The sequence below is a fragment of the Paenibacillus sp. FSL M7-1414 genome (assembly GCF_038003195.1).
GTDB lineage: Bacteria > Bacillota > Bacilli > Paenibacillales > Paenibacillaceae > Paenibacillus > Paenibacillus amylolyticus.
Window position 1 is genome coordinate 4,330,649 of sequence record NZ_JBBOOS010000001.1, and the last position, 24,445, is coordinate 4,355,093.

Sequence of the window (24,445 nt, forward strand, 5' to 3'; positions counted from 1 at the left end):
TATAGTATAGCTGACCGGCTTTGACAAGAAAGTCGGCTCTTTCTTGTACTTGGTATACAAATAACCGCCTGAACACATGTACATGTGCTTCAGACGGCTGAACAACCATTATCATTATTTTTTCCGATAGAAGAATGTCTCTGCTGTCTCCAGACCATATTGTCCCGGGGAGAAGATCTGCTCCGTACTGCCCACAAACAAAATACCGCCTGGACGCAAACTTGCTGCAAATTTGTGATACAACAGGTTTTTGGCTTCCTCGGTAAAATAGATCATGACATTTCGGCACACAATCAGATCGTACCCATCGTCAAAACGGTCCACCAGCAAATTTTGTTTCATGAACTTGATCGAATTTTTGAGTTGCTCATCAATACGGTATACCAAGCCATCCTGCTTGAAGTAACGGTTCGCCGTTTCCTTTGGCACATCCTTAAGCGAGCGTTCCATATAACGCCCTTCCTTGGCTTTGGCCAATGCACCTTCATCCAGATCACTTGCCGTAATGGAGCTGTCCTTCAAAATGCCCATCGTGTCCAAAATCATGGCAAGTGTATAAGGTTCTTCACCTGTTGAACAGGCCGCACTCCAAACTTTAGCACGACGCTTGGACCCCAGCAGCTCAGGCAGGATCTCGTCCCGCAGCACTTCCCAACGATTGGGATTACGCCAGAATTCCGACACGTTAATCGTCATACGATCAAGGAATTCGTAAAACAATGATTTATCTTTCTGCATAGCTTCAAAAAAGTTAGAAAATGTATGAAACCCGTTTTTGTTGCGAAGTGTGGTCAGCCTTCTTTTCATCTGGCCTTCCTTGTATTGAGCAAGATCAATGCCTGTGCTCTCTTTGATTTTACGAATGAATCCGGTGTAATCCGGGTCTAGTAGTTGTTCTTGCTCCAGCATCGTGTATCACCCTTTTGGCTAATAATTACAACCAGGCTGCGATGCTCTTGTCGTATACCACCAGTTCATCTGAAGCAAAGAAATTTGCTGCTTCACGGGAAGCACTTTCCGGTGAATCTGCCCCATGAATCAGATTATGTGGTGTGTGGCTGGCGAAGTCTCCGCGAATGGTACCCGGAGCTGCTTCCTTCACATTGGTTTTTCCGATGACGATGCGCGCAAGCGCCACAATATCGTCGCCTTCCCACACCATGGCAAATACAGGCCCAGATGTGATAAAACGAACCAGATCATCGAAAAATGGTTTACCCTCATGTTCAGCATAATGGCGTTTTGCCTGATCCTCAGACATCTGCACCAATTTGCCTGCCACCAACTTAAATCCTTTGTCTTCCAGACGGCTAATAATTCGACCGATCAATCCACGCTGCACACCATCCGGCTTCACCATCAAAAATGTACGATCCATCAGCTCACTCCTCACTCACGGTTCAAAGTTAATCACTATGTAAACGCAATCCCTCTGATTGTAACATACATGTCCAAATCCTCCCAATGAGGAATCTCACAGTTCTGTTCAACTTTGGGTATGAGTAATCTGAGAGTCGAAGGTCATACATTGTTTAATGCGTACGTTTAACCACAAAATGAGCGATATCACGCAGGTTTTTGGTCGTCTTGATGTTAGGTAGCTGATCGAGAGCATCGAGCGCTTTCTTCATATATCGGTCAGCAAGGGCTTCTGCTTTAGCAATTCCTTGACTTTGTCGAATCATTCCAATTGCATCCGATGCACTTGCCCGTCCTTCTTCATGCTGGACACGGGAAATCTCCTTAAGCAAAGGTTCCCGCAGATCGGATTCTTCCAGGGCATAAAGTACAGGAAGAGTAATATTTCCTTGCTTCATGTCACTGCCAGGTGGCTTCCCAAGTTGTTTCTCGGTACCTACCAGATCAAGTACATCATCTTGAATCTGGAAGGCCATCCCCACATTGTATCCGTACGTATACAGCAGGGAAGATACATGCTCAGGCGCACGTGTAGCCAATGCCCCTAACTGACAGCTAACTGCAATCAGAAGTGCTGTTTTGCGGCGAATCCGCAGCAGATAGTTACGAACACTTTGTCCCGTATTGAAAAAGTCGCGAATTTGCTCCATCTCACCAATGGACATTTGTACCATAGCTTTGGCAAGAATACGATGAATCGCTGGATCGGATAATCCGGCAGTCATTTCAAGTGCCTTACCGTAGATATAGTCTCCAGTGTACATGGCAATCCGGTTATCCCATTTTGACTTCACCGTGGGTTTGCCTCGGCGTGTCTCCGCATTATCAATGACATCATCATGAACGAGGGATGCCGAATGGATGAGTTCCAGCGGAACCGCAACCAGCTTCAGACGTTCAATGTCGTATGTACCAAATTTCCCACCAAGTAACACAAAAACGGGCCGCAACCGTTTTCCTCCTGCTTTGAGCAAATGAAGTGACGTTTCACTCAGCAGCTTCTGTTCTCCTCGAACACTGCGATACAACTCTTTCTCAATGTAATCCATGTCCTTTTTTAACAACCCGAAAATATCCAATAGTTTCATTCGTTCACCCGTATCAGCGTATTGTCAGTCCATAAATTCATGCTTACCTTCCCCTCCAGCAAGTCGGGCCTGCAGGCATTACGAGAAACCCGGCTTACCGTTCTTGCTTGTGTTGTTCTATAAGGTAATCTAACGTGTTTTTCTTCTCCGAATGTCATAGCCAACACCCGAAAATTAAACTCTGCGACTTGTTCTGAAACAAAATACAGAAGTTGCCGGAGCATGGGTCAAGACTGTGGTTCATGAAGACTCACCATCAGTGCTCACCAATACCCCGGGATTCGGGGGACAAATAAACCGAGCAACACTTTGGCAAAAAACAGCCTTGTATCGAACTCAGTCGTTATCCCCGTTCATCCGGTTCTCCCCATCTTGTAAACAGTTGATGTGGGATGCGCAAGCTATCCAGCACTTTACCCACCAAAAACAGAATCAACTCATCCATAGTCTGAGGTTTGTAATAAAAAGCAGGCATAGCCGGTATCATTCGTACACCAAGACGAGAAAGCTTCAGCATGTTCTCCAGATGGATTGCATGAAGAGGCGTCTCACGTGGTACGAGGATCAATGTTCTTCCCTCTTTCATCATAACATCGGCTGCGCGAGACATCAGATTATCCGACGATCCCTGCGCGATGGACGAAAGAGTTCCCATCGAACATGGCATGATAATCATGCCGTCGGCCAGATAAGAACCACTTGCAATGGAGGCCCCTATATCACTCACAGGATGATAGATCAGAGAACCGGCACGGTTGCCGAATTTTTCTTCCAGCACCGCGTCCCGATTCGTCACATCCCAGTCCAATTCTTCTTTCAGTACACGCCACCCTGCATTGGATATGACCAGATGAACGTTATATTCCAAATCAAGCAGCGTTTCAATTAATCGAATGCCATATATGCTGCCACTCGCTCCGGTAATTCCGACAACCAGTCGTTTATTGTCCGGCTGCTGCACCATTTATTTCACCGCCAGATCAATCAGAGTGAACGTAAATACAATTAAACTAAGCAAACTGTTCATGGTAAAAAATGCCGTTTGAACACGGCTCATATCATTAGGCGATACAATATAGTGTTGATAGAACAGAATTCCATACGTCACCAACATGCCTGCGCCATACCACCAGCTCAGATCTGTCATCAACAATAACGCAAGAAAACCAATTGCAGTAATCACATGGAAGAACTTAGCGATCTGCAAGGATTTAACCAGGCCAAAACGGGAAGGTATGGAGTGAAGACCCTCTCCCTGATCAAATTCCAGATCCTGACATGCATAGATAATATCAAAGCCCGCTGTCCAGAACACAATCGTAACGTACAGCACAATCGCTGTCCAATCCATCGTTCCTGTTACAGCTACCCAGCCACCAAGTGGTGCCAAACCAATCGTCATTCCGAGAACAATGTGGCATAACCATGTGAATCGTTTGGTGTACGAATACAGTACCAACATAAACACAGCAATAGGCAACAGCTGCATCGATAATACATTAAGATTGGATGAGGCCCAGAATAACAATATAAATGAGATAATGACAAATATAACAACTTCCCCATTTTTCAACAGTCCTGCCGGGATGGCTCTCATCGCGGTACGCGGGTTTTTGCCATCAATCGCTTGGTCAATAATTCGATTCAAACCAAAAGCCGCACTACGTGCACCGATCATCGCAAGCAATACCCACATGATCTGCATCCAGCTTGGGAAGGTATCATTCACTACCATGGAGCCGAGGATCGCCCCCATAAATGCAAAAGGTAAAGCAAAAAGCGTGTGTTCAATCTTGATCATTTCTAAAAAGATGCGAATTTTCCTAAACATGCTGATTCTCCTTGGTTCCAATATGCAGTGCCGCGATACCTCCGGTCAGAGGGTAGGCCTGCACTTGTTGTAATCCAGTTTCTGCAAAAATGTCTGCCAGTTCCTGCCTTCCCGGGAAAATGGCCAGTGAGTCCGGCAACCATTTGTACTGCTCAAAACTTTTAGCAAACACTTTGGCAAGATTCGGTAAAACCTTCTCAAAATAAAAATAATAAATGCCTTTGAACGGCTGCCATGTTGGCTTGGACAATTCCAGGCACACAACCATACCACCCGGTTTGACCACACGTTTCATTTCAGACAACACTTGTCTGAGATCAGGTACATTACGCAACCCGAACCCGATCGTCACATAATCAAACGAATTGTCTTCAAAAGGAAGTGACATGGCATTTCCCTGTGTCAGGGTAATCTGTTTTTGACGTTGCACCGCATTGATCTTTGTCTGGCCGACCTCCAGCATGTTGCTACTGAAATCAAGTCCGTGCATGTGCCCCGTTTCACTTGCCTCTGCCATAGCAAGCGTCCAGTCACATGTGCCGCAGCACAAATCAAGACCGGTATCGCCTTTGGACATATTCATCTTTTTCATGGTGAATTTACGCCAAGCCTTATGCCTGCGGAAACTTAAAATATCATTCATGACATCATATTTTCCGGCTATACTCTGAAAAACCGAATGGACATATTCTTCTTTCGGTTTGGTCTCTCCGCTCCCCATTCGTCTGTCTCCCCCCTCAATCTTCCCTTACTGCCGCATGTGAAGGCTGCAAATATGCCAAGTAAGGCTCTAGAATTGCATGTATCTCCTGCAAGCCCATCCGCCCTTCCTCGTCTTGCAACAACAGTTGAATGCGGTGTGTACACTCGCGAAGCTTGTCCAGCAAAACCTCGCCAACCCTATGCTTCAGCACCATAGTGTTCCATGCACGTGCATCCGGTTCAGACTGACGCAACACATTGCGCTCATCGTCATTACCATGCTCGTATATGTGCCAGTATGCATAGCTGTGAAGATATTGTTTTGCGTCATTCATCCGTTTCAGTTCTTCCACGATCGTTTCGCAGGAGCTGAATTCGGTCAACAGGCTGTTCCATAAAGACTCTTCGTTATGTTGAATCATGCCTGTAAATGAAAGAAACAGCTGCATTCTCAGCTGTACCGTTTCACGCAAGTATTCGTCAGCCGAAACGAGAAGCTTCTTCATCCGTTCATACAGCGTCATCTTGCGTGCGTTCACTCCAGATACAGCACCACTGAGTTTGCCAATCATTTCAATTCTGCCCGCTTGGGCAAGCAATTGATAAAAACGGCTACTTAAATAATCCCCGGCGAGTACATTCAACTGACGTGAACGCATCTCCTGCTCTCTCCGCTCACCGGAAATGGTATCGATTCGATCATGCGTATCCATGGCCAACTGAACGAGCGAAGTTGCAAGAGCATATAACTCTTGATGCACCTTTTCGTCTGTGCGGCCCACAAATACCTGCAACAGACGTGCCCGGCTATCCGGAAATGATGGGATTTCCGTATGTTGTCGAATCATGTCGTAATCCGTATATTTCTTTGCTAGTTGGGGTACGCGATATGAATTCATTCTCAGCCTCCGAGCCTTAACATTGTTAAACCATTTCTGCACTACAATCTTATATATTATAGCATATGTTGAACGGGCACGCACTGAATCCTGCTATTCTATTACCCCTGACTTGTCATTTCGAATTGCTTCTTCCAGAGTTCGGTCTCCATCAAATGAAACCAGTCCTTCAATTCATCTGAAAAGGCCGCACTTTTCCAGTTCCGTAATGTTTCAATTGCATACAGAGGCCACTCTCCACGCCGAATATCAGCAGCAAGTAACAGATGTCGTTTATGCATCCATTCATCTTCTGCCATCACACGCAGCAGCACCTGATCCACGTTATCCAGACTCCGAAAGCCCAGATCCGCTACAGCTGCCATGTTCTCATAGATTTCAGTGTAACTTGTACCCGTTCCTTTAACTTTGAGGTCCAGTCTCAAAATGGACTGCTTCCATTCCACTCTTGCAATGGGAGTTGATAGTTGCATGGAGCTTAGCACATCAACCAGATTGTCATTCGTTAGCTGAACTGGATGATGTGATGCAGAGGCGGGCTGTACGTTGTCCCCGCCCCATGTACGCATATGTAAGGTTTGTATCGCAACAAGCAGAAAGACCGCCGCAACCGTTGCCAGCATTGAAGCAGTAACAATCATCCGCGGTTTCATATACGCCTCCCTGCCTTTACCTGTTAGTGTAGTCTGTCCGGTAAAGGCTCATACCTCATTGTACAATGAAAAAAAGCAGGCTATGCCTGCAATCTTCATTTGAATGTATTCAATCTGTCCATTACTCCGATTCAATCTGTCCATGCTTGGTAATCAGCGTGGCTTTGCCCCGGATTTTAATAGCTGAAGTATGGGTGGTAAATTGGGCAAACATCACTTCACCCTTGTCCAATTTCTCGGTGTGGTGAAAACGTGTATCCTGACCTCGGGTTAATCCGATCACCTGGACACCATTTTCCTCTGCCTTAATTACAATATAATCATTGCCGGTTGGATGATCCATCACGCATGTCCCCTTCTTTAGTTCGATAGCGTTAATGATGATTAAGATTGTTTCATTTGTCAACCTGCGCCTTATACGAATGAACCGCAAGAATCATCGTTAAAGGGCAAAAGAAAAGGCCGTGAACAAGTCACGGTCTTTTTGTCGACATATGGAATATGTAGAAATCTTATTTAATTCCGTCTTTGAGCGCTTTACCTGGTTTGAATGCAGGAATTTTGCTCGCAGGAATTTCGATTTCTTCACCTGTTTGCGGGTTGCGTCCTTTACGTGCAGAGCGCTCGCGAACTTCGAAGTTCCCAAAACCAACCAATTGTACTTTATCTCCGCTTTGAAGAGCCTCAGAGATTGCTTCGAATACGGCATCAACCGCTTTCGTTACATCTTTCTTGGACAATTCAGTCGCTTCAGATACGTGTGTAATCAAGTCTGATTTGTTCATTTGTTTTTCACCTCCTGTATCAATGTCCTGAATGTTATACTGTGTTTCCGTTTTATAGCGAAATATACGTTCATACGCAAAAAATCTACGTACATCTTGAGCGCTGAACACAAATCTCCGCCTGCGGTCAACAGTCATTTTCGGCAGAATGTCGTCTGAAACCACGGGCATTTCAGACGCCGAACAAATTTCATACTAATACAGACAGCCCACAATTTCAAGTCCGGTTGCGGTTTAAGACGTAAAATGTAACCGCCAGGGCAAGCACGAGAACCCCACCTTTTACAATATCATGTGTGAAATACTGTACGTTCATCATTGTTAAACCGTTCACAAGTACACCAATCAGAACCGAACCAATGAAGGTTCCGATGACATTTGGTTTACCCGCACCAAACACAGAGAAACCGACAAATACTGCAGCTACGGATTCCATTAACAACGGTGATCCCGCATCAATTTGCCCAGATCCTACTTTGGAGGCATAGATAATACCACCGATTGCTGCAAACACTCCAGCGGCTACATAGGCGAGTGTACGAACCTTTTTCACCTTGATTCCAGACAACCGTGCAGCTTCCTCATTACCACCTGTAATGTACATCTGTCGCCCATATTTCGTATACGTCAAAAAGATATGCACACCTATTACCGCAATAAGTAACATGATAACCGATATCGGCATACCAAGCCATTTACCCTGCCCTATTAGCAGGAATGTCGGGTCCATCTCTCCCGCAGCTTTGCTCCCATCAGGGAACTGCATGTGATTGTAAATGGTATATCCCTGTGCATACGTTTTGTGAATACCTCCGATAATGTACATCGTGGCAAGGGTGGCGAGCAAATCCGGAATACGCAATTTTACAATGAGCAAAGCGTTAAGTAAACCAATAACAGCGCCAATGATTAGTGGCACAATAATTACAATTGCCAGTGGTTGTTGATACCAAATCATTAACGAAGCAGTAACGACGGTAGTTAATGAGACAGTCGCCCCAACCGAGAGATCGAATCCATCAACAATGAGAGATAACGTAACACCGATCGCTACAAAAGTAACGATAGAGATCGAGCCCAAAATATCGGTCAAGTTACTGTACGTAAAGAAATAAGGCAATTTAATGCCGAAAAATGCGATAACACCTATGATGACTATAATCGCCCCGTAACGGAACGCAAAATCCAGTGATTTATCCTTCATGATTGCACCTCTTGTCCACCGCTTGCATAGTATAGCAGCTGTTCTTGGTTAGTCTCGCCTCGTTTGAACTCTTTTACGATAACACCTTCGCACATGACAGCGATTCGGTCACCAATTCCCATGCCTTCATCCAGTTCACAGGTGAAATAGATTACACCCTTGCCCGCCAAAGCCAGTTCATTGATGATGCGGAAAATGTCACTTTTTGCCCCAATATCTACGCCTTTGGTTGGCTCATCAAATATAAATACATCCGCATCCGCATTAAGCCATTTACCAATGGCTACCTTTTGCTGGTTACCACCGCTTAGATATTTCACTTCCTGTTTCACGGACGATGTTTTAATTCCAAGCTGTTTCACCAATGACTCTGCGTTTAGACGTTCCCGCTTACGGCTTACGAAACCTAATGTACTAAGACGACTTAGCAAAGGTAGACTTAAATTCCGTTCCACGTTCTCCTGAATCAGGATTCCTTGTTTACGCCGCTCCTCCGGTACAGAAACAATCCCCAGAGCCGCCGCATCCGCAGGCTGAGATAGGCGGAGATTACGGTTGTTAAGCCGGATCTCGCCTCCCTCCAGCCGATCTGCACCAATCAGCAAACGAGAGCTTTCCGTTTTACCCGCGCCTACCAGACCCACCACAGCGAGGACTTCACCTCGTCGTACAGAGAGGTTAACACCTTTTACCTTCACTCCACGACGAAGCCCAAGTGCCTCCAAAAGCAGTTCACCCACAGGCGCTTCCGTCTTCGGAAACTCTTCTTCGAATGGTTTGCCCAGCATCTGTGTAACCAAATCGTTGATCGTCAGTCCTTTTGCTTCACCGGTAAATACATGTTGTCCATCTCTCATGACCGTAACGCGATCACAGTGACCCGTCACTTCAGCAAGACGATGGGTAATGAAAATACAGGCAACGCCCCGATCCTTCAGGAGATGAACAATCCGGAAAAATGCATCCGTTTCTTCCTGGCTCAGCGGTGCAGTCGGTTCATCAAAAATGATGACTTTGGCATCCTGGATCAAAATTCGTGCCAGCAGTATCATCTGTTTTTCTGCAAGTGTCAGATCGGCCACTTTTTGGTGAACGGATATGTCCGCCCCTAATTGCTTCAACGCCTCAACCGCACGCTGTTGCAGTTTTCGTGGACTTTTCCACCAACCTCCAGCAGATGAAGCCAACTGATCCAACATAATGTTCTCCGCAGCCGTCAGCTGTGGCACCAGTGCCGCATCCACTTCCTGATAGACACAGTGAATCCCACTTGCCTTCGCGTCTCCCGGAGAACTTAAATGAAGCGCTTGTCCACTCAACTGAATCGTACCCTGATCCATTGGATAGGCACCGGACAGAATTTTCATTAACGTGCTTTTACCGGCACCATTGGCACCCAGCAGCGCATGAATCTCCCCACCTTTTACAGAGAAATCCACATCCTTCAGTGCAGGAATACCTGAAAACTGCTTGTGGATATGTTCCATTTGAAGCAGAATCGGTGCAGTGCTCATGATGTTAACCTCCAATCGTTCCCATACGGGAGTATCCCATTTCTCATCCATACTCGCACATCTTCATTATGGTAGAAAAAGCGCGCCTTGCGGCGCGCTTCCCATACGCTGCTTATTTAGCAGTAATTCCGTATTCACTCATCCAGTCCTTGATTCCTTGTGTGCTGCCACCCCAACCTTCAACGAACTCTGACAGCTCAGAAGTGGAGATTTGTTTATCTGGCAGAGCTTCACGTTGAACATAGACAGGGTTAAGAACAACTGCATCTTCTGTCTCGTCCCCGTTCAGTTTTTGATAAGCATAACGTACCTGGACGCGACCAATATCCGTTGGATCAACAGCGGCTGAAGCTACCCAAGGATTTTTCGGGTCCTGAATCATTTGCAGGTCCTCATCACTCATATCAATACCATACACTTTGATCTCATCACGTCCAGCTTGTTGAATCGCACGCGCTGCACCTTTGGCGAACTCGTCCCATGCAGTCCATACAGCTGTAATCTCACCTTTTGGATACTGCTTGAGAATAGCTTCCATTTTGGCTTGAGTATCCAGCGCCGGGTTCTGTGCAGAACCGAATGTAGCTATTTCCTTGATGTCCGGATTTGCTTTCATGAATTCACCGTATGCAATCTGACGGCGTTCCATCGGTGCGAAACCAGCTACCCATACTTTGACAATATTGCCTTGTCCATTGATATCTTTTTTCATTTGCTCCAGCGTCAGTTCAGCCATCTTCTGGTCATCCTGCGACAGGACTGTAGCTCCTGGAACACTGATAGCTGCGTCAAACACGACCACTGGAATATTCTGTTCTATTGCCTTCTTCACGCCTGGCTCTAATAGGGAATCCCCATGATCCGTGAGAATGGCATCAAATTTCTGGTTAATAGCACTATCAAGCAAGGATACCATCTTTGCCTTGTCATTATCGGCAACAAACGTTGTCAGTTCTCCACCGAATTTTTCGATTTCTTCTTTTACACCTTGTACATATTGCTGCGAGAAAGTACCTGTATTAAACTCCATAATAAGTGCAATCCGTTTGCCGCTTAGAGGGCCTGTAACTGCTTCCGTTTTTGGTGTATCATCTGATGCACCCGAAGCCGGAGTGGCTGCCGGTTCTTTTTTGATTCCGCAAGCGGACAGCGCCAATGTAAATACTAATAACACACTCAACCACAGCCATTTTGTCTCTCTTCTTTTCATCTCTGTATCCCCCTGTCCAATCTCTGTGATCTCGATCACAATAGTTGAATATTAATATAACGGCTAATCCCTAGTATGTAAATGGGTTTTAGCAATTTAAAGCTAAAACTCGCTAAGTTTTTTCGAAAGTACTATTCTTCCTATCCATTTCATCCAAAATAAAGAAATCACGTAAAAAAGACCGCGAGGGGATGCCCCCTTACGGTCTTTTGATGTCTTACAGAATGATAGCGATCAAGCCGCCCGAACCTTCGTTAATGATTCTTCCCAGCGTCTCTTGCAATTTGTATCTTGCATTATCCGGCATCATGGCAATCTTGCCCTGGATCCCTTCTCGCACGATGGAATGCAGCGAACGACCAAACATGTCTGAATCCCATACCTTGATCGGGTCGTTCTCGAAGTCCTGCATCAGGTATCTCACCAGTTCCTCACTTTGTTTCTCCGTACCGATGATTGGAGCGAACTCCGATTCCACATCAACCCGGATCATGTGAATGGACGGTGCCGTTGCTTTCAGACGTACGCCAAATTTGGTGCCCTGACGAATGAGCTCAGGTTCATCCAGAGCCATCTCGGCAAGAGATGGAGCAGCAATGCCGTATCCGGTCGTTTTGACCATCTCCAGCGCTTCTGCGAAGCGGTCATATTCTCTCTTCGCATGCGAGAATTCCTGCATCAATTGCAGCAGATGATCCTTACCGCGAATCTCGATGCCAACCACTTCCACGAGAATCTGATCATACAGCTCATCCGGTGCGTACAGGTCAATTTCGGCTACACCCTGCCCCATATTCATGCCACTCAGGCCTGCGCGATCAATGAATTCATATTCCATGAACTGAGCGACAACCCGATCCACATCACGAAGTCTGCGAATATCCTTAACGGTATCCCGTACGGAATTTTCGTAGTTGCTACGCAGCCAGTGAGTCTCATTGAGCACCATAACCCAACTCGGCAAGTTTACATTCACTTCATGCACTGGGAACTCATAGAGCACTTCACGAAGTACACCCGTCACATCATCTTCCGTCATGGTTGCTGCACTGAGCGTCATCACCGGAATGTCGTATTTGGCAGCAAGCTCACTACGCAATTGCAGGGCTTCTTCACTGCGAGGACGAGTAGAGTTGATGACCAGGACAAACGGTTTACCCACTTCTTTTAATTCCGCAATGACCCGTTCTTCGGATTCCACATAGGAACTGCGGGCAATTTCGGCGATTGTGCCGTCTGTTGTTACCACAACACCCAGTGTGGAATGCTCCTGAATGACTTTGCGAGTACCAATCTCGGCGGCTTCCTGGAACGGAATTGGTTCCTCGAACCAAGGCGTGGAGATCATGCGTGGACCATTCTCATCCTCGTATCCCTTGGCTCCTTCCACCGCGTAACCTACACAATCCACAAGGCGCACATTGACATCAAGTCCTTCTGCCACCTTAATCTGGACTGCGTTATTTGGTACAAATTTTGGTTCGGTAGTCATGATGGTTTTACCTGCTGCACTCTGTGGAAGTTCATCCACCGCTCGACCACGGTCAGCCTCGTTAGTGATGTTTGGCAACACAATGGTTTCCATGAATCGTTTAATAAATGTTGATTTTCCCGTCCGGACTGCGCCGACAACCCCGAGATAAATATCCCCTCCGGTCCGCTCAGCTATGTCCTTAAAAATGTCCACTTTCTCCAATGAAATCCCCTCCCTAAATTACTCCGAAGGAAAAATGCTAAAGAGCATCCGCTTCGTTTTTTCAATCAGAAGACTGAAATCCCTGCAACGGTAGAGCCGCCTTTGTGAGTGCCCGGAAGTCGTCCGCCGCCGAACGTTGCATTCTGATGAAACCGGCGAGAGCGGCGTTAACTCGTACATGCAATTGGACTAGTATCATCTTATGTATCCGTATGCGGCAATATGACGCGTATTTTTGTTTTTTTATCTTAAGGTGATGACATTAGGAGAATCCCCCGATCTCGGACTGCGCGTCTTTATTTCAATCTACTTTATGTGATCCGCGAAGCTTTTATGACGGTTATTGCTCATACTGACAAAAGAAAAAAGAGATATCCCTTATTTGGAATATCTCTTATTGAACCATTAGAGCCATGGTGGTCGTACAGCTAAATCATTTGAATTGCAACCATGCTTATTTTATGGGCTGGGCAACAGGCGCATTATTTTTCCAAGCGTAGAAAACGGATTTTACAGGTACAAAGTAGGAGTGTTCCACCAGCAAATCCCGAACATCTTCAATCTCTGTTGGAGACACGTCAGACTTTTCCACTGCCTGCATAATATCAAAAGCATAATCAACATAGACCTTGCCTTCGTCATCCATCATAAAAGGTAACGCCTGACCTGAATATACACTATTCAGCGTAATGGAAGGAGTACCTGTCTGAGCAGCCTGCTCCATATCCACAGCATATAATCCCGGATACAGTTCTTCCCCGCTTGGCAGCTTATTGTTATGTACGGACTTATATTGATTAACCATTCGTTGCACATCGTTTACCTTCTGTACGGTCAGAAGATCCATCACTTTAATGGTCGGATTCACTTCTTCGTCCTGAATAAGGAAGTAAGCGCTCCCACCACTTTCAAAAGCAGTCCCCGGTATTTCATCCAGATACCCCAGTTGTTTCAACTTGGGCAGATCCACTCTGAACTTTTCATATTTTGGCGTTTCCATATCTGCATTGATGATTGGCAAAATCCCCTCATCTTGCTGGAATGCCTCGACCGCACTCTGGATACGGCTCACGCTTTCCCGATAGGCTATCTTAGGGTCCGAATTGCTTTGGGATGGATACATACAACCACTTGCTGTAAAAGCAAACAACAGGAATAACAGCAGACCGCCCGTCTGATGTCTCAGACGCTGCCGTCTGCTTCCTTCCACACATTTTGGCTTGTTCCTAATCATTCGTGTCCTCCTTGAATAACTCATTAGAGAATCAATGTTATAACGCTCAGAACCAGTCGTCTTCCTGTTGTTGACGTTCCAGTTGTTTCCGAATGGCTGCCTTCAGCGGGTCCTCTGGAACATGAACCGATAGAGATCCACACACCTTGGCCTGACAGGACAGTCGTGTACCTGCTTCCAACAGTGAACCCAGCTTGCGCTTTTCTGCATCTGTTGGTGGATACAGTTCCGCCCGATGTTCTTCATCCACATTCACTTTGCACATCAGGCAAGCCGCTTTACCATCACATCGGGTCGTAATCTTGACTCCAGCACGTCGTGCTGCATGCAGAAGTGTTGCCCCTGGTTTGAGCGCTATCGATTTGTTCATAGGTAAAAAAGTAACTTTATAGTCCATCATTTTCCTCCCTCAACCTACTGGGGCCATGTAAAGCCAACAAGCTCTTCCACTTCGGCTCTGAAGCGGCTTGTCCATACATTCTGTTGACTTAAAAGCATCATTATAGGTTGATGTGCATCTGGCTGCTCGCGCATCTGTGTCGCAATGGGGACATAACGATCTTCACGACCTCGCAGCAGATTAAACAACAACTCATGCGCAAGCGGCATCAGTCGCAGGCTATATAAACCCACTTGTGCTACTGGTGCATGCGGAGCAAGTACATGTTCAATCTCAATACGGTACCAACTTTTGCGAGCCCATATTTCGAAACCACCAACCAGTTCCAGCGCACATTCACCCACCTGATAGTGGCTCAGCAGAGAAGCATACGGTCCTGTCTTATCCACTGTAGGCTCGTCAAGCATTTCCCCCGGAGCGCTACGATGAAGTTCTTTAGCAGCAGCAACATCCGCATAGATATCAATATCTCTCGGAGCCTGTTGCAACTCCACCCCTTGAAGCAGCAACCCACAACTCCCTCCAAGTAACCATGTCTGCGGCTGTGTGTTCCAGGCTTTGGCCGTTTCCAGCAAAGCCGCGTGTAATTCCGGATAACGCTCTGTCCGCCCCTCCGTATCATGCGGCCTCATAGGCTCACACTCCCCTCATCCGTGTTCATTGTGTCAGTTCTTATGATGTGCTTATGCGGATGTTATCTTTCAGGCATGGGAAATCAGGTCAGAGAAGCGATTCCACCGAAAAAGCCAATCAGCATAATCAAAAATGCAATCAGAGAAAGAATCCCCCGTACAATACCTTTTGTTTTGGCACGAGCAAACGTAATCAAGAATACAGATAGTCCCATAATGAGGATGGCCACCAATGACAGCCACATCTTGTCCATTGCGCTCATAATCCAGCAGTCTCCCCTTCAGTCCGTTATTCATCACTGACACTGTGACAATTGCAACCATTATAACACGAAATTCAGCTCAACTTTCCAAAAAAAAGACAAAAAAACAAGCCGGCAGAAGCCGACTCGCCTTTTTGTCTTACTGGATCACCTGCACAAGCAGGTGTGATCTATTATTTTTTCATCATCATTTTCATTAACGATTCCATACTGCTCGGATTCAATCCGCTTTTCTTGACCGCACTCACAATATCCTTAACCGTATCCTCAGATACCGGAACTTTCGCCATGGCGGATACTTGTTTGATCAATTGGCGCAACTGAGCTTCATTCTGAATCGTCGTTGGTTTCACCGTGCTTGCCAATTTCTTAACTGCACCTTCCGTTATCGTTTTACCCGTTTTCTTGTTGATTGCATTCAGTGCATCTTTGGAAATGTTGTTACCCATTCGTCTCCCCTCCTCCGGCAATACTCATGTGTATAGTATGAGTCTGCTACAGAAAAGGTGAATAAGCTTCTTATTTCACAAGGTACGTTTAAGCTGATTACAATCAGGAATGCCACTGCTCCCAGGTTTCAAGCTTCATGACTTCCATTTCAGTCTTCGGGTCACGTCCCATCAAGGCTTCAACAGCATCACGCGGCTGTCTCTCCTGGAATAAAACGTGATATAACTGATCCGCAATTGGCATTTGTACACCGTATTTTTGGGAGATGAAATAGGCAGCTTGCGTAGTTCGAATGCCTTCTACCACCATGCCCATGGACTTCAGAACATCATCCAGCTTCTGTCCCTGGCCCAACATGGAACCTGCTCTCCAGTTCCGACTGTGCTGACTTGTAGCCGTTACAACCAGATCCCCGATTCCAGCAAGTCCCGAAAACGTTAGCGGATTTGCTCCCATCTCAACACCAATACGTGTGATCTCTGCCAAACCGCGTGTTAGCAAAGCAGCTTTGGCATTATCACCAAATTGAAGACCATCAGACATGCCTGCACCAAGAGCAATGATATTTTTGAATGCGCCCGCCAGCTCAACACCGATCATATCCCGATTCGTGTAAACCCGGAAATAAGCATTCATAAACAAAGCTTGGGCAGACTCGGCAGATGCCTTATCCAGTGAAGCTACAACCACCGTCGTTGGACAACGCTTCACCACTTCTTCCGCATGGCTTGGACCAGAAAGAACAACCACACGTCCTTCTTCACATTCAAGCTCTTCTGAAATGACTGTGGACATCCGTTTGAGGCTTTCTGTCTCAAAACCTTTGGTTGCATGAATGACTAACATCTCAGGCTTGTAATAAGCCTTAAGCTGATTCGTAACTGCACGCATGGCTGATGAAGGCGCAACAATTAACACAGCTATAGCGCCTTCCACCGCAGCTTCCATATCAGTTGTTGCTTGAATCCGTGGTGAAAGCTCCGCATCCGGAAGATAGCGAGTATTAGTGTGCTTGTTATTGATTTCGTTAGCCTGGTCTTCACCACGTGTCCACATCATCACATCCAACTGATTGGCGGCGAGTACACTGGCGAGAGCTGTTCCCCAGCTCCCAGCGACCAGAACAGCAACTTTTTTAGACAACTCGTTTACCCCCTCCAGGGTTTTTCGATCCCAATTTATTTTCCTGTCCTTTGGCGAGCTTCGCAATATTGGTACGATGTCTCCAGAACGCAAACAGACAAATAATCAGACTCCCCCAGAAGATATTCATTGAATATCCGGGTAATACCATGATAAAGATGGGTGTAAATGCTACAAAAATCAGAGACCCCAATGAAACATAGCGTGTCAATACAATAGACAGAATGGCGATCACCCCAGCACATAACGCAGGCAGGAAAGCAAGACTCACCAGAACACCAATGGCTGTGGCAATGCCTTTTCCTCCACGAAAATGGAAGTAAAGCGGCCAGTTATGTCCTGCAATGGCTGCTATACCACTGAGTGCAGGAATCCAGGCAGAACCGTCGCTCAGCCAGATTCCAATCCATACAGCTGCAACACCCTTAAGTACATCAAGTAACAGAACAGCAATTGCCGGTCCTTTACCCAAAATACGCAATGTATTGGTAGCTCCCGCGTTTCCGCTTCCGTGCTGACGAATATCGATCCCCCGTATCGCTTTGGCAAGGAGGACACTAAAGCTGATCGAACCGAGCAGATAACTCAGTACAATCGCTGCGATTTGTAAAATCACACACTTCTCCCCTAACTTTCGTCGGACTTCTTCCGAGTAAATATGCGAATTGGTGTTCCTTCGAAATCAAACGCTGCACGGATTTTATTCTCCAGATAGCGCTCATATGAGAAGTGCATCAACTCAGGGTCGTTCACAAAAATAACCATGGTCGGCGGTTTAACTGCAACCTGAGTCACATAGTTAATTCTCATTCTCCGTCCTTTATCTGTTGGCGGAGGATTAATTGCAACCGCATCAGACACCACATCGTTAAGCAAATGTGTCTGCACACGTAACGTGTGTTGCTCTGCTACACGTTGCACAACCGGCAACAGTTTTTGTAAGCGTTGTTTTGTGAGGGCTGACAAGAATACGACCGGAGCATAAGTCATAAACAGGAAGTGATCCCGAATTTTTCTCTCAAACTCTTTCATCGTTTTGTCATGCTTCTCTACCACGTCCCATTTGTTCACAACAAACAATGACGCTTTACCAGCTTCGAATGCATATCCTGCAATATGCTTGTCCTGTTCAATAATGCCTTCTTCACCATTAATGACAATCAGAACAACATCTGCACGCTCAATCGCACGCATCGCACGCATTACACTGTATTTCTCAGTTGTTTCATATACTTTACCACGCTTACGCATACCTGCTGTATCAATCAGCACGTAACGTTGGCCGTCTTTTTCAAAAGGTGTATCAATTGCATCCCGGGTCGTTCCAGCCACGTCACTTACAATGACACGCTCTTCACCCAGAATAGCGTTCACCAGTGAAGATTTACCCACATTAGGACGTCCGATCAGAGCTACACGAATGACATCTTCATCGTAAGTCTCTTCCTCAAGTTCTGGCAACTTCTCCACTATTGCATCAAGCAAATCACCTACACCTGTACCGTGACTTCCGGATACGCCAATAGGATCACCGAAACCAAATCCATAAAACTCATAAATGAGCTCACTTCGTCCGATATTATCCACTTTGTTAACGGCTACAACAATAGGCTTGCCTGAGCGGTAGAGCATCTCTGCTACCTCTTCATCCGATTGCGTAATACCTGCTTTTGCATCACACATGAATACAATAACATCCGCTTCTTCAATAGCGAGCTCTGCTTGCATCCGAATCGATTTTAAGATTACATCTTCACCATCAATTTCGATACCACCTGTATCAATGATACTAAATGGTTTACCGTTCCATTCACCGATTCCATATATACGGTCACGGGTAATGCCCGGCTTGTCTTCCACAATGGCCAGTCTGTCGCCGATGATCCGATTGAAAATGGTGGATTTACCCACGTTCGGTCGTCCGACAATTGCCACAACGGGTCTTGCCATACATTCCACTCCTCCTGTCCATACTTACGATACTCATCATAGCAAAAAAGATATATCTTGGCTAACGTTTCATGCCAAATTACTCGCAATAAAAACAATCGGCGAACCCGCCTTGGGCTCGCCGATCTTGCTTTTGTTATTCAGCAAAATATGCAGTATATAACTTAGAACCATGCATTGTTAACTTATTTGAATTTGCTGAGTTTGTCTCCAAACAGTTCGCCAAGCGTAGTGCTCATACCTTGATTGTTCAAGGAAACGTTTGGATTATTGATTTCTTCACGCGGAGCGTTGTTTCTTGAAGGTCTTTCTGATTTTTGTGGTTGAGCTGGAGCTTCTTCTGTTTCTTTGATGCTCAAGCTTACACGTTGCTCAGAAGGGTTCATGTCCAAGATTTTAACTTGAACTTCTTGTCCTTCTTTCAGCACTTCATGAGGAGTGCCGATGTGTTTGTGGGAGATTTGCGAGATATGCACAAGTCCCTCAACACCAGGAGCGATTTCAACAAATGCACCGAAGTCTACCAGACGTTTTACAACACCTGTTACGATATCGCTGGAATTGAATTTTTCGCTTGCTGTTTCCCAAGGACCTGGTTGAACAGCTTTCATGCTCAGGCTGATTTTGCCTTTTTCAGGGTCAACTTTCAGCACTTTCACACTAACTTTATCACCTTCAGACAGTACGTCGGATGGTTTTTCAACGTGTGTCCAAGCCAGCTCGGATACGTGAACCAAACCGTCAACTCCGCCCACATCAACAAATGCACCGAATTGAGTCAAACGTTGTACTGTACCTTCGATCACTTGACCTTCTTGCAAACCAGCCATTACTGTAGCTTTGTTTGCTTCGAATTCTTGCTCCAGTACGTCTTTTTGGGAAAGGATCACTTTGTTGTTCTCACGGTCGATCTCTTTCACTTTAACACGCAGTGTGCGTCCTTTGTAGTCGCTGAAGTCTTCAACGAAATGGCGTTCAACCATGGATGCCGGGATAAATCCACGTACGCCCACGTCTGCTACCAGACCGCCTTTAACAACATCACCTACAACAACTTCGAATACGTCTTGGTCTTCAAAATGCTTTTGCAATTGATCCCATGCGTTTTCGCTGTCGATTGCACGTTTGGACAGAACGAGTTTTTCTTTCTCGTCGTCGATGCTAAGAACTTTAGCTTCAACTTCTTGTCCAACTTCTACTGCGTCAGACGCGCTGTCAACATGTAATGAAGACAGTTCACGAATTGGAATGACACCGTCATATTTATATCCAATGCTCACATAGGCTTGGTTATCTTCCAATTTGACGATGGTTCCTTTTACGGTATCTCCTTTTTTCAAGGAAACGAATTGATCCAACTCATCTTGGGTTGCTTCTTGATTTTTCATTTCTTCCGACATGTCAAATACCCTCCTCAATTCAAAAACCCCATTATATTCAAACCTGCCTGTAGCAGAGTTCAAAACACTTTCATCACTGAGTGCTCAAACTTTAGTCTCCCTCAAAAATATGGAAACATGCACTCAGCTACTGACGAAGCCATTACTTGCTTGGCACGCCCGTTTGCACCATTTCGTTAATCTTGGACATAATCTTTTCAGTCGCCTTCTCCAGAGCTTCTCCAGATGGGTCTTCCTTGAACTCGTCCAAACTTACTGGTGCTCCATATACAACTTTCATCTTACGAAAAACTTTGTAGTTACCGATAATAGCAGTAGGAATAACTGTAGCGCCACTGCGGAGAGCAAAACTCGCTGCCCCTTTTTTGCCGATACCTCCATCATTGTGACGGCTTCCCGAGGGGAAGATTCCAAGCACTTGGCCATCACGCAAAATATTGAGTGAGGTTTTGATGGATTCCTTGCTGACACCTCCACGTTTAACGGGGAAAGCGCCCACGGCTTTAATAATTCGGCCGAGTACCGGAATGTCAAACAATTCGCTTTTGGCCATGAAACGTACCTGACGGCGAAGTTTGATACCAACGGTTGGAGGATCGAAGTTACTAATATGATTGGAACATAAAAGTACGCCGCCTTCTTTCGGAATATTCTCCCGTCCAACGGCCTCCAAGCGGAAAAGAATGGTATAAATGATCCGCAGTAATGTGCTGCAAAATGTGTAAATCATAGACCGATCTCTCCTCTGACCATTGTGCAATAAGATACGATTTTGTCAACCACTTCATGAATGTTCATCTCCGTTGTATCAAGGACGATAGCATCCTCAGCACAACGCAATGGGGAAATTTCCCGATTCTCATCCAATCTGTCACGGGTGGCAATGTCTCGCTCCAGCTGTTGCAACGTCAGTCCTTCAGAGGGGTCCAGTTCTTTGAAGCGGCGAAGCGCACGCTCTTCCACACTGGCAGTCATGAAGATTTTCACTTCCGCATCGGGCAATACTGTCGTTCCGATATCGCGTCCATCCATGACGACGCCCTTGCGCAAAGCCATTTGCCGCTGAGTATCCACTAATTGCGTACGCAGCCCCTCGATTTGCGCATATCGGGACACGATTCCCGTCACTTCACGGGAGCGGATTTCCGAGGTTACTTCTTCCCCATTACAGAACACTTTCTGTCCGTCGGGATCCGGTTGTAAATCAATGACCAGCTTTTGGGCTTCCTGAAGTACCTGTGTCACATCTTCCGGTGTAATACCTTTCCGAAGCATATGCAAGGTTACCGCACGGTACATTGCGCCTGTGTCGACGTATACATACGCGAGCGCCTCTGCAACCAATCGGGCCACCGTGCTTTTCCCGGCACCGGCAGGTCCGTCAATTGCAACGTTCATTTTCCCGTTCTCTGATGTGTTCTGGCTTGCCAACGGGGCATTCCTCCTCAAACGATAAACCTCAATAAAAAAACAGGCATTGCCTGCATCGTGAAAATTATACCACACTCTACACATGGATGCAAAAACAGACAAATCAACGACGGTTGTAATCATTCATCGTTTGCACTTCAATTGGCGTTCCTTCCAGGCGGTCAATGGTGGTCAAATTCTTTTTGAAGCCTGGTACCAACAGCAGCAATTGATATACCACAAGCAGGATTAGAAGGGCTGCAATCAGAATCGTAACCTTTCGTTCCATTCGCCTGGAGAAAACATAATAAAGTCGTTCATATCTGCGGGTTGCATGACGACGATTCAAGGCAATACCTCCGTTTTTTTCATTACGGTACCCGCAGTTCCCTCTCTTTATGCCACAACATTCCTATTTCGTGCGATAGTCAAGTTGCCGCTCAAAACAAAACTTGATAATTTTCTGGCGCTCCGAATCTGAAATCTGCACAAATTTCAGCATGCATAGCTGTCTGCCGGTTTCCAGGGTTTTGACCCGCACAACTTCAGCTTCAAAATTCACATGTTCAATGGTTGAATTCCGGTAGGGAACCAGCAACCAGCATTTCAATTTTTGACCTTCAGCTATTGAAAAACCTGTTTCGCCGTAGATGGACAATCCACCACCACCAATATCTTCAGTCAATCCGACAGCACGGGTCAAATCTTCACTCTGGATGGCCAATTCGAGGTTTGCATGAACACGAAGAAAGCTGCGCCGTTGTATTTTGGATATATCGCTCGGAAGCGGTTTGCGGATACGGACAAGACGGACCACATCTTCCTCAAATCCCGTGACATAGGTATTAAAATAATGCCGGACCCCATCCTCCGTAATATATGAAATGGACAATTCCTCTCCGAAAAAGAGCCTTTTCAGACGGCTGCTTCCTTGTTGCATCGGGACCTCAATCAGAAAACTGCTGTCATCCATATCTGCAATGCGTGATTTGTACTCTTTGTGTTCCTCTTTTTCATCTGCAGAAGCAATCTGGATGTATAAAATTTCATTTATTTTCGGAAACAAGCTGTTCACCGCCACTTTATGTATTTATCTTCGTATGTACAAGGACTATTATACCATGACCTTTCTCACATTGAACAAGAAAAAAACAGACCACATCGTGGTCTGCCGCAGTTATTCGCTCAACTTCAAATTCAAATTATCCATCTTTTTATGAGGTTGCATTGACCGGTTTGATCTCTTCAACCGCTTCTTCTATTCCTGTATTCGCATTAATGTATATCCGGTAACGAGAACCGTTAATTTTCCCTCCGAATTCATAACACAATACTTCTTTGCTGTAATCATTCTCAATCAGGGATTTGCGAACATAATTTTCTTCGAACTCCGAATTAAGCTTTTTCCGCGCCTGTTGCTCCGTAAGAGTTGCTTTCGGAATTTTGCGCATGTCATTATGTTCGTAAACAAAGTCACTCGCCTGGAAGCCGGTTACTTCGCCTGTATCCAAACCTACACGAACTGACATTTTCTCGGGATAAATCAAGGTGTCCCCTTGCTTACGCACATAAGTAAGGTTACCCAGATTACCATATTCATCGTAGTTTACAGCCTTCATATCCTTATAGCCTTTGTTCATTAGAAATTGATCTGCTTTAGCCATGGCATTCTGACGAGACACTTTTTTGGTTCCGATTGGACGCGTATCACTGTAAGAGATCAGCATTCCGCCATTACGGGTGAAATCCATCATCAGTTTGCCATTGTTGGCATGATCAATCGTGGCAGTGTAGGACTCCCAGTCTGTTCCTTTGCCGTTCTCCTGCACTTGGATTTTGCTACGATCCGCATCAGAGAATTTTGCAGCCTTGCTCTGAATCTGTTCTTTGGTCACCGGCAAGCCGTCCAGTTTCTTGACTGATCGTTTTGCATAGATGTTGGATACGGAAGGACCCCAATCAAGCTCCGGGTATTCCTGTACCTTTTTGTTTACAGTACGAAAACCATCAACGATCGTGTTGTCCATGGTTTGCTCTTGTGTTGCCATGGCAGTCTCTGCATCCATCCAGCGCAATCGGTCCGTCAGGACTTTCTGCTGCACATCCTGCAGATTCTTGGTAATCTCGGATGAATTCTGATACAGCTTTTTCAGGTTGCCCATTTCCTTCTCACTTAGCGGTTCGTTCGTCAAGTCACGCATCGACGCCCGATAGGCAAAGTTGGAAATACGCGAGAGAAACTCCTCTGTCTCGTTAAATGGCAGCATGGTGAGTGGCAGTTGGTTGATCTCATTCTGCGCTTCACTGGTGAGTCGCCATACATTCATCAAACCTTTGCGATGCATCCCCTGTGATGTAGAGTGAACCGCCAAGGTGTTGCCAATCTCCGAATGCAATTTGTCCATATGAAAAGATAAATCGTGAAATGCACGCTGATATTGATTCTCTGCCTTGATCAGAATTGCATTCTTCTCCTGATTCTCCTGATAGCCCCACACGAGCGCACCGACCAGCAGAACCGCAAATATCGGAAACATAACTGAACTTAATCGTTTATACATC

The 24,445-nt window shown here is 45.9% G+C and carries 28 protein-coding genes; all 28 read right to left on the reverse strand.

The window, feature by feature from the left end; all coding sequences use genetic code 11:
* Positions 1-114: 114 nt before the first annotated feature.
* Entirely contained in the window at positions 115-909 is a 795-nt protein-coding gene (locus MHH92_RS18735; RefSeq protein ID WP_047843560.1) for a CheR family methyltransferase, read from the reverse strand.
* Positions 910-934: 25 nt separating this feature from the next.
* On the reverse strand, positions 935-1,378 hold the full coding sequence (ndk, locus tag MHH92_RS18740; RefSeq protein WP_017687704.1) for a nucleoside-diphosphate kinase: 444 nt from the start codon (positions 1,376-1,378) through the stop codon (positions 935-937).
* 154 nt (positions 1,379-1,532) lie between these two features.
* On the reverse strand, positions 1,533-2,507 hold the full coding sequence (locus MHH92_RS18745; protein ID WP_017687703.1) for a polyprenyl synthetase family protein: 975 nt from the start codon (positions 2,505-2,507) through the stop codon (positions 1,533-1,535).
* A 343-nt stretch (positions 2,508-2,850) separates the two neighbouring features.
* Positions 2,851-3,471, reverse strand: a complete 621-nt coding sequence (locus MHH92_RS18750) for a UbiX family flavin prenyltransferase (protein WP_017687702.1) — start codon at positions 3,469-3,471, stop codon at positions 2,851-2,853.
* Positions 3,472-4,338 carry a UbiA-like polyprenyltransferase gene (locus MHH92_RS18755; protein WP_076250002.1) on the reverse strand — a complete coding sequence of 289 codons (867 nt, stop codon included), beginning with the start codon at positions 4,336-4,338 and terminating at the stop codon, positions 3,472-3,474. It lies immediately after the preceding gene.
* Complete coding sequence (locus MHH92_RS18760) at positions 4,331-5,059, reverse strand: demethylmenaquinone methyltransferase (protein ID WP_036607690.1); 729 nt, start codon at positions 5,057-5,059, stop codon at positions 4,331-4,333. The genes MHH92_RS18755 and MHH92_RS18760 overlap by 8 nt, the downstream gene beginning before the upstream one ends.
* A gap of 16 nt (positions 5,060-5,075) precedes the next feature.
* The gene (locus tag MHH92_RS18765) at positions 5,076-5,939 is read right to left on the reverse strand and encodes a heptaprenyl diphosphate synthase component 1 (RefSeq protein WP_340905565.1); all 864 of its coding nucleotides are present in this window, start codon (positions 5,937-5,939) and stop codon (positions 5,076-5,078) included.
* 101 nt (positions 5,940-6,040) lie between these two features.
* Entirely contained in the window at positions 6,041-6,592 is a 552-nt protein-coding gene (locus MHH92_RS18770) for a hypothetical protein (protein WP_017687698.1), read from the reverse strand.
* 121 nt (positions 6,593-6,713) lie between these two features.
* Positions 6,714-6,935: a trp RNA-binding attenuation protein MtrB gene (mtrB, locus tag MHH92_RS18775; protein WP_017687697.1), complete on the reverse strand. Its 222-nt coding sequence runs from the start codon at positions 6,933-6,935 to the stop codon at positions 6,714-6,716.
* A 169-nt stretch (positions 6,936-7,104) separates the two neighbouring features.
* Positions 7,105-7,377: an HU family DNA-binding protein gene (locus MHH92_RS18780; RefSeq protein WP_024630670.1), complete on the reverse strand. Its 273-nt coding sequence runs from the start codon at positions 7,375-7,377 to the stop codon at positions 7,105-7,107.
* 217 nt (positions 7,378-7,594) lie between these two features.
* Positions 7,595-8,581, reverse strand: coding sequence for an ABC transporter permease (locus tag MHH92_RS18785; protein ID WP_017687695.1), 987 nt, complete (start codon positions 8,579-8,581; stop codon positions 7,595-7,597).
* Complete coding sequence (locus MHH92_RS18790; RefSeq protein ID WP_340905573.1) at positions 8,578-10,095, reverse strand: sugar ABC transporter ATP-binding protein; 1,518 nt, start codon at positions 10,093-10,095, stop codon at positions 8,578-8,580. The genes MHH92_RS18785 and MHH92_RS18790 overlap by 4 nt, the downstream gene beginning before the upstream one ends.
* A gap of 112 nt (positions 10,096-10,207) precedes the next feature.
* Positions 10,208-11,305 carry a sugar ABC transporter substrate-binding protein gene (locus MHH92_RS18795; RefSeq protein ID WP_340905575.1) on the reverse strand — a complete coding sequence of 366 codons (1,098 nt, stop codon included), beginning with the start codon at positions 11,303-11,305 and terminating at the stop codon, positions 10,208-10,210.
* A gap of 217 nt (positions 11,306-11,522) precedes the next feature.
* On the reverse strand, positions 11,523-13,001 hold the full coding sequence (gene spoIVA, locus MHH92_RS18800; RefSeq protein ID WP_036607700.1) for a stage IV sporulation protein A: 1,479 nt from the start codon (positions 12,999-13,001) through the stop codon (positions 11,523-11,525).
* Between the two features lie 454 nt (positions 13,002-13,455).
* Positions 13,456-14,235, reverse strand: a complete 780-nt coding sequence (locus MHH92_RS18805; protein ID WP_340905578.1) for a hypothetical protein — start codon at positions 14,233-14,235, stop codon at positions 13,456-13,458.
* Between the two features lie 46 nt (positions 14,236-14,281).
* On the reverse strand, positions 14,282-14,632 hold the full coding sequence (locus tag MHH92_RS18810; RefSeq protein WP_074095650.1) for a 2Fe-2S iron-sulfur cluster-binding protein: 351 nt from the start codon (positions 14,630-14,632) through the stop codon (positions 14,282-14,284).
* A 17-nt stretch (positions 14,633-14,649) separates the two neighbouring features.
* The gene (locus MHH92_RS18815; protein ID WP_340905581.1) at positions 14,650-15,267 is read right to left on the reverse strand and encodes a hypothetical protein; all 618 of its coding nucleotides are present in this window, start codon (positions 15,265-15,267) and stop codon (positions 14,650-14,652) included.
* A gap of 83 nt (positions 15,268-15,350) precedes the next feature.
* Complete coding sequence (locus tag MHH92_RS18820) at positions 15,351-15,530, reverse strand: DUF2768 family protein (protein ID WP_017687688.1); 180 nt, start codon at positions 15,528-15,530, stop codon at positions 15,351-15,353.
* Between the two features lie 173 nt (positions 15,531-15,703).
* Positions 15,704-15,979 (reverse strand): stage VI sporulation protein F, encoded by a 276-nt coding sequence (locus MHH92_RS18825; protein WP_017687687.1) that lies wholly within the window; start codon positions 15,977-15,979, stop codon positions 15,704-15,706.
* A 103-nt stretch (positions 15,980-16,082) separates the two neighbouring features.
* Complete coding sequence (locus MHH92_RS18830; protein WP_036607707.1) at positions 16,083-17,123, reverse strand: NAD(P)H-dependent glycerol-3-phosphate dehydrogenase; 1,041 nt, start codon at positions 17,121-17,123, stop codon at positions 16,083-16,085.
* Positions 17,116-17,739, reverse strand: coding sequence for a glycerol-3-phosphate 1-O-acyltransferase PlsY (gene plsY, locus MHH92_RS18835; RefSeq protein ID WP_253501402.1), 624 nt, complete (start codon positions 17,737-17,739; stop codon positions 17,116-17,118). The genes MHH92_RS18830 and plsY overlap by 8 nt, the downstream gene beginning before the upstream one ends.
* Positions 17,740-17,750: 11 nt before the next feature.
* Positions 17,751-19,073: a ribosome biogenesis GTPase Der gene (gene der, locus MHH92_RS18840; RefSeq protein WP_047843568.1), complete on the reverse strand. Its 1,323-nt coding sequence runs from the start codon at positions 19,071-19,073 to the stop codon at positions 17,751-17,753.
* Between the two features lie 185 nt (positions 19,074-19,258).
* Positions 19,259-20,473 carry a 30S ribosomal protein S1 gene (rpsA, locus tag MHH92_RS18845; RefSeq protein ID WP_036607712.1) on the reverse strand — a complete coding sequence of 405 codons (1,215 nt, stop codon included), beginning with the start codon at positions 20,471-20,473 and terminating at the stop codon, positions 19,259-19,261.
* Between the two features lie 142 nt (positions 20,474-20,615).
* Positions 20,616-21,203, reverse strand: coding sequence for a lysophospholipid acyltransferase family protein (locus tag MHH92_RS18850; RefSeq protein WP_340905589.1), 588 nt, complete (start codon positions 21,201-21,203; stop codon positions 20,616-20,618).
* Positions 21,200-21,904, reverse strand: coding sequence for a (d)CMP kinase (gene cmk / locus MHH92_RS18855; protein ID WP_036607714.1), 705 nt, complete (start codon positions 21,902-21,904; stop codon positions 21,200-21,202). The genes MHH92_RS18850 and cmk overlap by 4 nt, the downstream gene beginning before the upstream one ends.
* Positions 21,905-22,007: 103 nt before the next feature.
* Entirely contained in the window at positions 22,008-22,232 is a 225-nt protein-coding gene (locus MHH92_RS18860) for a hypothetical protein (protein ID WP_036607715.1), read from the reverse strand.
* A gap of 63 nt (positions 22,233-22,295) precedes the next feature.
* Entirely contained in the window at positions 22,296-22,949 is a 654-nt protein-coding gene (locus MHH92_RS18865) for a flagellar brake protein (RefSeq protein WP_340905592.1), read from the reverse strand.
* 148 nt (positions 22,950-23,097) lie between these two features.
* On the reverse strand, positions 23,098-24,444 hold the full coding sequence (gene ypeB, locus MHH92_RS18870; protein WP_036607717.1) for a germination protein YpeB: 1,347 nt from the start codon (positions 24,442-24,444) through the stop codon (positions 23,098-23,100).
* Between the last annotated feature and the right edge of the window lies 1 nt (position 24,445).

Excerpts from the sequence above, each read along its gene's own strand:
- mtrB (WP_017687697.1), bottom strand. The coding sequence starts at position 6,935 with ATGGATCATCCAACCGGCAATGATTATATTGTAATTAAGGCAGAGGAA.
- MHH92_RS18780 (WP_024630670.1), bottom strand. The coding sequence starts at position 7,377 with ATGAACAAATCAGACTTGATTACACACGTATCTGAAGCGACTGAATTG.
- MHH92_RS18810 (WP_074095650.1), bottom strand. The coding sequence starts at position 14,632 with ATGGACTATAAAGTTACTTTTTTACCTATGAACAAATCGATAGCGCTC.
- rpsA (WP_036607712.1), bottom strand. The coding sequence starts at position 20,473 with ATGTCGGAAGAAATGAAAAATCAAGAAGCAACCCAAGATGAGTTGGAT.
- MHH92_RS18790 (WP_340905573.1), bottom strand. The coding sequence starts at position 10,095 with ATGAGCACTGCACCGATTCTGCTTCAAATGGAACATATCCACAAGCAG.
- MHH92_RS18795 (WP_340905575.1), bottom strand. The coding sequence starts at position 11,305 with ATGAAAAGAAGAGAGACAAAATGGCTGTGGTTGAGTGTGTTATTAGTA.
- MHH92_RS18850 (WP_340905589.1), bottom strand. The coding sequence starts at position 21,203 with ATGATTTACACATTTTGCAGCACATTACTGCGGATCATTTATACCATT.
- der (WP_047843568.1), bottom strand. The coding sequence starts at position 19,073 with ATGGCAAGACCCGTTGTGGCAATTGTCGGACGACCGAACGTGGGTAAA.
- MHH92_RS18815 (WP_340905581.1), bottom strand. The coding sequence starts at position 15,267 with ATGAGGCCGCATGATACGGAGGGGCGGACAGAGCGTTATCCGGAATTA.
- MHH92_RS18765 (WP_340905565.1), bottom strand. The coding sequence starts at position 5,939 with ATGAATTCATATCGCGTACCCCAACTAGCAAAGAAATATACGGATTAC.
- ypeB (WP_036607717.1), bottom strand. The coding sequence starts at position 24,444 with ATGTATAAACGATTAAGTTCAGTTATGTTTCCGATATTTGCGGTTCTG.
- MHH92_RS18820 (WP_017687688.1), bottom strand. The coding sequence starts at position 15,530 with ATGAGCGCAATGGACAAGATGTGGCTGTCATTGGTGGCCATCCTCATT.
- MHH92_RS18770 (WP_017687698.1), bottom strand. The coding sequence starts at position 6,592 with ATGAAACCGCGGATGATTGTTACTGCTTCAATGCTGGCAACGGTTGCG.
- MHH92_RS18825 (WP_017687687.1), bottom strand. The coding sequence starts at position 15,979 with ATGGGTAACAACATTTCCAAAGATGCACTGAATGCAATCAACAAGAAA.
- MHH92_RS18805 (WP_340905578.1), bottom strand. The coding sequence starts at position 14,235 with ATGATTAGGAACAAGCCAAAATGTGTGGAAGGAAGCAGACGGCAGCGT.
- MHH92_RS18760 (WP_036607690.1), bottom strand. The coding sequence starts at position 5,059 with ATGGGGAGCGGAGAGACCAAACCGAAAGAAGAATATGTCCATTCGGTT.
- MHH92_RS18755 (WP_076250002.1), bottom strand. The coding sequence starts at position 4,338 with ATGTTTAGGAAAATTCGCATCTTTTTAGAAATGATCAAGATTGAACAC.
- MHH92_RS18745 (WP_017687703.1), bottom strand. The coding sequence starts at position 2,507 with ATGAAACTATTGGATATTTTCGGGTTGTTAAAAAAGGACATGGATTAC.
- MHH92_RS18735 (WP_047843560.1), bottom strand. The coding sequence starts at position 909 with ATGCTGGAGCAAGAACAACTACTAGACCCGGATTACACCGGATTCATT.
- MHH92_RS18750 (WP_017687702.1), bottom strand. The coding sequence starts at position 3,471 with ATGGTGCAGCAGCCGGACAATAAACGACTGGTTGTCGGAATTACCGGA.
- MHH92_RS18785 (WP_017687695.1), bottom strand. The coding sequence starts at position 8,581 with ATGAAGGATAAATCACTGGATTTTGCGTTCCGTTACGGGGCGATTATA.
- ndk (WP_017687704.1), bottom strand. The coding sequence starts at position 1,378 with ATGGATCGTACATTTTTGATGGTGAAGCCGGATGGTGTGCAGCGTGGA.